This window comes from Deltaproteobacteria bacterium, from assembly GCA_016208165.1.
In the GTDB taxonomy this organism is placed as follows: Bacteria; Desulfobacterota; Desulfarculia; order JACQYL01; family JACQYL01; genus JACQYL01.
Genome location: JACQYL010000040.1, coordinates 1 through 7,053 on the forward strand (window position 1 = coordinate 1; position 7,053 = coordinate 7,053).

The window sequence follows — 7,053 nt, forward strand, 5'->3', positions numbered from 1 at the left end:
CGAGTCTTTTTTCCCCTGGGGATACCCACTCCAAGAAACGCCACAGGAATCGATCTCTTTGGAGAGAGACCGTGTTTATGCTATACCTCCTAACGCAAGCCGTGAACCCAAAACTAAGCTTGGGTGAATCCATCACCGGCTTGAGCAAGATATCGATTTATTTAAGAGAATCGCCCAGAAAACGACTGCTACAGCAAGTGCAACTGCAAAAGCAAAGTAACATAGTAAACAGTTCTTAAGTTAGCGCTTATGGGGGCCGCCCTCATCTTTTTGGATCAGAGCATCGGGCAAACCGGATTCCGGGGCATTGGCCTTCACAAAAAAACGATCGACGTGACGTCCGAGGTATGCGAGCTGTGTACGAATCATTGCAAGATAACGGTAGCCGATGTGGGAGGTGAAAAGGTCGCTTACGGATTCCTGTGCGGCCGGGAATATGACACAAAGCACTACGTGAACAGGAACCTTTCCGGATTCGACCTGCTCAGGGAGAGGGAAAAGGTGTTCTCCTTGGAAAGTCTTCCGGCGTATTCCGGGGACATCACCATCGGCCTTCCCGCGGCGCTCCATCTCTACGAGGACCTTTCCTTCTGGAAGAAGTTCTTTAACGAGCTTTCCATCCGGACGGTCACCAGTGAAGACTACAGCGAAGCCCTGAAGGAAGGGAAACACCTGGCGAACGCTGAATTCTGCGCGCCCATGGCGGCGCTCCACGGGCACATCGACTACCTGAAGAACCGATCGGATGTCATTTTCTTGCCCTTCTATCTGGAGAAAAAGGCGCCGGCAAAGGGGGTAAGGCGGCAATACTGTTATTACACCCAATTTTCACCCTCCCTTTTATCGGCTTCAAGTGAGGGCAGGGAAGGGGCAAGAATCCTCACTCCGCTCGTCCACTCCGTTCACGGTGCGCTGCACGCCAAAATCGAACTCCACTCGATGCTAAAAGCCATAACGAAGTCGTCTATCGGATTCCTCGAGGTTTCGAAGGCGTATGACGCGGCCTGCGATTACCGTCGATCTTGTTCACTGAAATTGAAGGAGAGCTACCGGAAAGCATCCCTGGAGCATAACCGTCTGCACGTGGTGCTGTTGGGCAGACCCTACACCACGCTTTCCCGATTCATGAATAAAGGCATTCCCGAGCTTTTTGCGTCGCTGGGGATCAGGGTCTTTTTTCAGGATATGCTGACGTATTCGGAAGAGGATACGGCGCCGATCCGACATCTGCTGGATGAAATACACTGGCGGTACGCCGCCGAGATCCTGTCGGCAGCCCAGGTGACGGCCCGGTCCGAAAACGCCTATCCGGTGATGGTGACCTCCTTCCGGTGTTCGCCTGATTCCTTTGCCATCGATTATTTCAAGAAGATCATGGAGGTCCATGAAAAACCGTACCTCATCCTCCAACTGGATGAACACGAATCCAGCGTAGGGTATGAGACGAGGATCGAGGCCGCCGTTCGATCGTTTGAAAACCACCATGCCATCAGGACTCAAAAGAGGATCGCGGCGTACACGCCGTTACTCTTTCCGGTGAAAGACACGAAGCTTTCGGGCAAGACGCTGATAATCCCGAATTGGGACGATATCACTCTGAAATTCATGGCGGCCAATCTCCAACGGGAGGGAATCGACGCGAGACTGATGGAGGAATCCGAGACCAGCATTCAGAAAAGTTTGCGTCACAACACGGGGCAGTGCATCCCCATCAACATCATTGCCCAGGAATTCGTCGATTATGTGAAAACCCATGATCTGGATCCTGAAAATACCCTCCTATGGGTGGTCTCGTCGAAGATCGCATGCAATATCGGGCTCTTTCCCCATCACCTGAAGAGGCTCTTTCAGGCCTATGGAAAGGGGATGGAAAAGGCCGGGGTGTACGTGGGGACCATGTCCTTCATGGACGTTTCCCTGAGGTTGCCCATAAACACGTATTTTACCTATCTGTTCGGAGGTTTTATCCGAAAGATCGGGTGCAAAATCAGACCCTATGAAAAGCAAAAGGGGACAACGGACCGGGTGCTCGAAGAAAGCGTGGACCTCCTGACCGACGCCTTCCTCGGAAATCGGTCCAAAGAGGAGACCATCGCCGAAGTAATCTCCCGCTTTCAAGCCATCGAGACATCGCACGACCGGAAGCCGAAGGTGGCGATCTTCGGTGACTTATACGTGCGGGACAACGACGTCATGAACCGGAATCTCATTCACTTTATCGAACGGCACAACGGTGAAGTGATCGTAACCCCCTATAGCGCTTACGTTCAGATGATCGCCAAGGCGTATCTGAAAAAGTGGTTTTTCGAGGGCCGGTATCTGGAGATTCTAACTTCAAAGGCGTTGCTGTCCGCCGTAACACGGATGGAAAAAACCTATCTCACGTATTTCGAGCGAACATTGGAGAATTCAGCGCCGGATTTCAGCGAAAGCCCGGAAAAGATCCTCTCCGAATACAACGTCCGGATCGAGCATACGGGCGAGTCCATGGACAACCTGCTGAAGATATTCTACATAAAGAAACACCACCCGGATGTTTCCTTGTTTGTTCAAACCAGTCCTGCGTTCTGCTGCCCTTCTCTGGTCACCGAGGCCATGGCCGAGGAAATCGAGAAAAAAACCGGCGTTCCCATTGTGTCCATCACCTATGACGGAACCTCGAGTAACAAGAACGAGGCCCTTGTTCCCTACCTGGCCTATTTGAACAAACGGTAAGCTGGATCAGGTCTGCGTGTGTTCACGCCGGGACGGGGATGCGGTTTCCTTCTCGTTCCCAAGTTGAACTTGGGAACGAGAATTAATGCCCCGACCAAACGACCGAGGGGTTTGCGTTTTCCGTAGGGGCGGTCGCGTCATGGCATAGCGCGGCGACGCCTGATCGCGAACCGCCCCTACAAACGTGGGTAGTAACGATAATCCGATGCATACGATTGGGCATGGAGACGATTGTATGGATTGTATGGGGACGGGGTTGATTTTGTGGATTGTATGGGGACGGGGTTGATTTTGTGCGTTTCTATTCTTCGACGCACGATGCATTATCCAAAGCAATGTGTTTGCTTCTGCTGCCGGCCCTGCTGATCGCCGATCTGCTTAACTCAAGTTTCTTTGCCACCTCAGTTGGGGATAAAAGCCCAGGCTAAACAGGACGTCGCGGTCCCAACCAGCAGTTTCGCCAGTCGATCGACAAACCGGTTTCTGTCGGCATCCTCACGGAAGATGTTGCGCCGTTCGATCCCCCGGCGGATGATGTGATGTAACGCCCCGGGGGCGCATCAATGCGTGCTTTTCGTGGCACGAGGTTTCTGTATCATAGATGATGAAACAAGGAAACGCGCAAACTCAACCCCGTCCCCCTTTCGCCACGTCCCCCTTTCGCCATTAAAAAAAGGGCGGCGTTTCAGATTGTATTGAAACGCCGCCCTCCTGTGTTGCTGATAGCCTTCGTGAGCGTTCAGAACATCCGTCCATTCGCGGCGGCTATCGTTTCCTGATCATCAGGTTTTCGGTTCAAAATACGCTTCGGAAGCCCTCGTAGACATTCATACTGCGATCATGCGAGGTCGAAGCGGTCAAGGTTCATGACCTTGTTCCATACCGCGACAAAATCGCGCAGGAACTTTTCCTGGGAGTCCGCACTGGCATAGACTTCCGCCAAGGCCCGGAGTTGGGAGTTCGAACCGAAGATGAGGTCGACGCGGGCGCCGGTCCACTTGAGTTCACCGCTCGCGCGATCACGGCCCTCGAACACGTCTTCGTCTTTCGAGGTTGCCTTCCACACCGTGCCCATGTCGAGCAGGTTCACGAAGAAGTCATTGGTGAGCGCCTCCGGCCGCTTGGTGAAGACGCCGTGCCGGGACTGTCCGAAGTTGGTATTCAAGACGCGCATGCCGCCAAGGAGAACCGTCATTTCAGGAGCGGTCAGCGTCAGCAGTTGGGCCCGGTCAACCAGCAGTTCCTCTGCCGATACGGCGTATTTGGTTTTGAGATAGTTACGGAACCCGTCCGCAGCCGGTTTGAGTACGGCGAAGGACTCCGTGTCGGTTTGCTCCTGCGACGCATCCGTGCGTCCGGGCGTGAAGGGAACGGTTACCTTGTGACCGGCATTCTTCGCTGCTTGCTCGACACCGGCGCATCCGCCCAGCACAATCAGGTCGGCGAGCGACACCTTCTTGCCGCCGGACTGCGCGCTGTTGAATTTCTTTTGGATTCCCTCAAGGGTCTGCAGCACGGTCTTCAGTTGGGCCGGCTGGTTGACTTCCCAATCCTTTTGCGGCGCAAGACGGATGCGCGCTCCGTTCGCCCCGCCGCGCTTGTCGGAGCCGCGGAACGTGGACGCCGACGCCCAGGCGGTCGAAACCAGTTGGGAGACGGACAGGCCCGAGGCGAGGATCTTGCCCTTGAGGTCCGCGATGTCCCGAGCGTCGATCAGCCCGTGATCGACCGCGGGCACCGGGTCTTGCCAGATCAGTTCCTCCGACGGGACTTCCGGGCCGAGATAGCGCGAGCGGGGGCCCATGTCGCGGTGGGTCAGCTTGAACCACGCCCGGGCAAACGCGTCCGCGAACTCCTCCGGGTTCTGCTGGTAGCGCCGCGCGATCGGCTCGTAGATCGGATCTTGGCGAAGGGAGAGGTCCGCCGTGGTCATCATCGGCCGGTGCTTCTTCGACGGGTCGTGCGCGTCAACCACCATGTCCTTTTCGGCCACGCCCTTGGCCAGCCACTGATGCGCGCCGGCCGGGCTCTTGACCAACTCCCACTCGTATTTGAACAGCACGTTCAGATAGCCCATGTCCCATTCGGTCGGGTTCGGCTTCCAGGCGCCCTCGATGCCGCTGCCGATCGTATCGCCGCCCTTACCGCTGCCGAAGCTGCTCTTCCAGCCGAGACCCTGCTCCTCGATGTCGGCGGCTTCCGGTTCAGGGCCGACATGCGCTGCATCGCCCGCGCCATGGCACTTGCCGAAGGTGTGCCCGCCGGCCACGAGCGCGACGGTCTCTTCGTCGTTCATCGCCATGCGCGCGAAGGTCTCTCGGACGTCACGGCCGGAGGCGACCGGATCCGGGTTACCATTGGGTCCTTCCGGGTTCACGTAGATCAGGCCCATCTGCACGGCGGCGAGCGGATTCTCGAGATCCCGGTCGCCGGAGTAGCGTTTGTCACCCAGCCACTCGCTCTCAGCCCCCCAGTAAACGTCCTCTTGAGGTTCCCAGATGTCCTCGCGCCCGCCGCCGAAGCCGAAGGTCTTGAATCCCATCGACTCGAGCGCGCAGTTGCCGGCGAGGATCATCAGGTCGGCCCAGGAGATCTTGCTGCCGTATTTCTGCTTGATCGGCCAGAGCAGACGGCGCGCCTTGTCGAGGTTCACGTTGTCGGGCCAGCTGTTGAGGGGCGCCAGGCGCTGATTGCCGGACCCCGCGCCCCCGCGGCCGTCGCCCATGCGGTAGGTGCCCGCGCTGTGCCACGCCATCCGGATGAAGAGCCCCCCGTAGTGACCGTAATCGGCCGGCCACCAGTCCTGCGAGTCGGTCATCAGCGCATAGAGGTCTTTCTTCACGGCCTTAAGGTCGAGTTTCTTGAACTCCTCGGCGTAGTTGAACGCCGCGCCCATGGGATTGCTCATGCGAGAGTGCTGATGAAGAATCTTAAGGTTCAACTGGTTCGGCCACCAGTCCCGGTTCGACGCGCCACCGCCGGCAATGGGTTTCTTCGCTCCGCCCTTTACCGGGCTTTTGCTGTCTTCATTCATAATGTTGCCTCCTTTCGTCGTCTGAATCGATGCACCATGCTGCTATGAATACAGTGCTTCTGATTAGTGAATTAAATATTATGGGATAACGATAATCAATTAATGGCAAAAAAACTATATTAAACTTTCTCCGCCATGCAATTGCTGCAGATACCGAAAAAGTCCAACCTATGATTCAGTATTTTAAAATGAGTCTCTAATTCGACCTCTTTTTTCATTTCATCCAAGCTATCCAGGTCCGGATCGACAATTTTCTTACACTTGATACAGATGACATGTGGATGGGGATAGGGCTTGTTTCCATCATATCGGTTACTTCCATCCGGGAACCCCAGCTCGAGAATTTCACCCAATGATTTAAGCAATAAAATATTTTTGTATACAGTGGCAAGACTCATTGTCGGAAAGTCTTTTTTTATCTCGTCATGGATATTTTCAACACTGGGATGGCCTTCACTTTTGGCAAGCACTTTAACGATAGCCAACCGCTGAGGTGTTATCCTGTGGCCATTATCCCTTAATTTTTGGATGATGATTTCAAATCGTTTTTCATGGCCTGCCATTTGAAGCCTCCCAATCCTAAATAATAACTATTTTCTTTTAACATTAAGTTTCTTTTCCGTCAACACGTGTTTCGATTGTTCATGCCTCTCGCGCCGGCACGCCGACCTGTCCACGACCCGGCGGCGCCTCGGGAAGGTTTCGGATATTGAGGCCATCCGTTGGATCGAACATCTTTATGGATGAGCATTTGAAAATGGGAGGAGCGAAAGCCTGTTCCCGTTTCTTTCACAATCGGTTTGCTGGTTGTTCCAATTTGAAGTTTTGATTTCCGGCTGCCGCTCAGCAAGATTATGAACGTTTGGGGTGGAATGGGCAGGTACAGGATGTTGCACGGCAGGCTGTTGAAAAACGCGATCTGCTGCGTTGAGTTTCATCCCTCGTCACTGCGACGTACTCTGTGTACGACTCATTCCTCGGGATTTGCGCGCCTTGCATGTCATCGTTTTTCACCAGCCTGTAGCGACCAGACTTTTTAACGGGCTGATAGATGCCCGGCAGCAACCTAATCCGGCCAGGGTGGTCCGTCAATCGGCTCCTCGAAGCTCCTGCGTGTTCCAATGGGTTTTTGTGGACGAGGAACAAGTAAGGCGTCCTCAGATCAGAAGAATAGAAACGCACCAATTCAACCCCGTACCCCTTCGTAACTCTGCACGCGCGTAGAATTCCGAATCCTTTGCAACATATTCTGCAATAGATTCCAAATCTTCCGAAGCTTCGGGAGACCATTCTACTTCGATGTC

The 7,053-nt window shown here is 54.5% G+C and carries 2 protein-coding genes and 1 pseudogene; 1 reads left to right on the plus strand and 2 read right to left on the minus strand.

Annotated features, from left to right (window positions below; translation table 11 throughout):
* Positions 1-249 precede the first annotated feature (249 nt).
* Positions 250-2,715: pseudogene (locus tag HY788_08650) on the plus strand (CoA activase).
* Positions 2,716-3,553: 838 nt separating this feature from the next.
* On the opposite strand, the gene katG reads toward HY788_08650, so the two are convergent.
* Both katG and HY788_08660 read right to left on the minus strand, forming a co-directional pair.
* Positions 3,554-5,749 carry a catalase/peroxidase HPI gene (gene katG / locus HY788_08655; protein ID MBI4774233.1) on the minus strand — a complete coding sequence of 732 codons (2,196 nt, stop codon included), beginning with the start codon at positions 5,747-5,749 and terminating at the stop codon, positions 3,554-3,556.
* 119 nt (positions 5,750-5,868) lie between these two features.
* Positions 5,869-6,312: a transcriptional repressor gene (locus HY788_08660; GenBank protein MBI4774234.1), complete on the minus strand. Its 444-nt coding sequence runs from the start codon at positions 6,310-6,312 to the stop codon at positions 5,869-5,871.
* Positions 6,313-7,053: the final 741 nt, after the last annotated feature.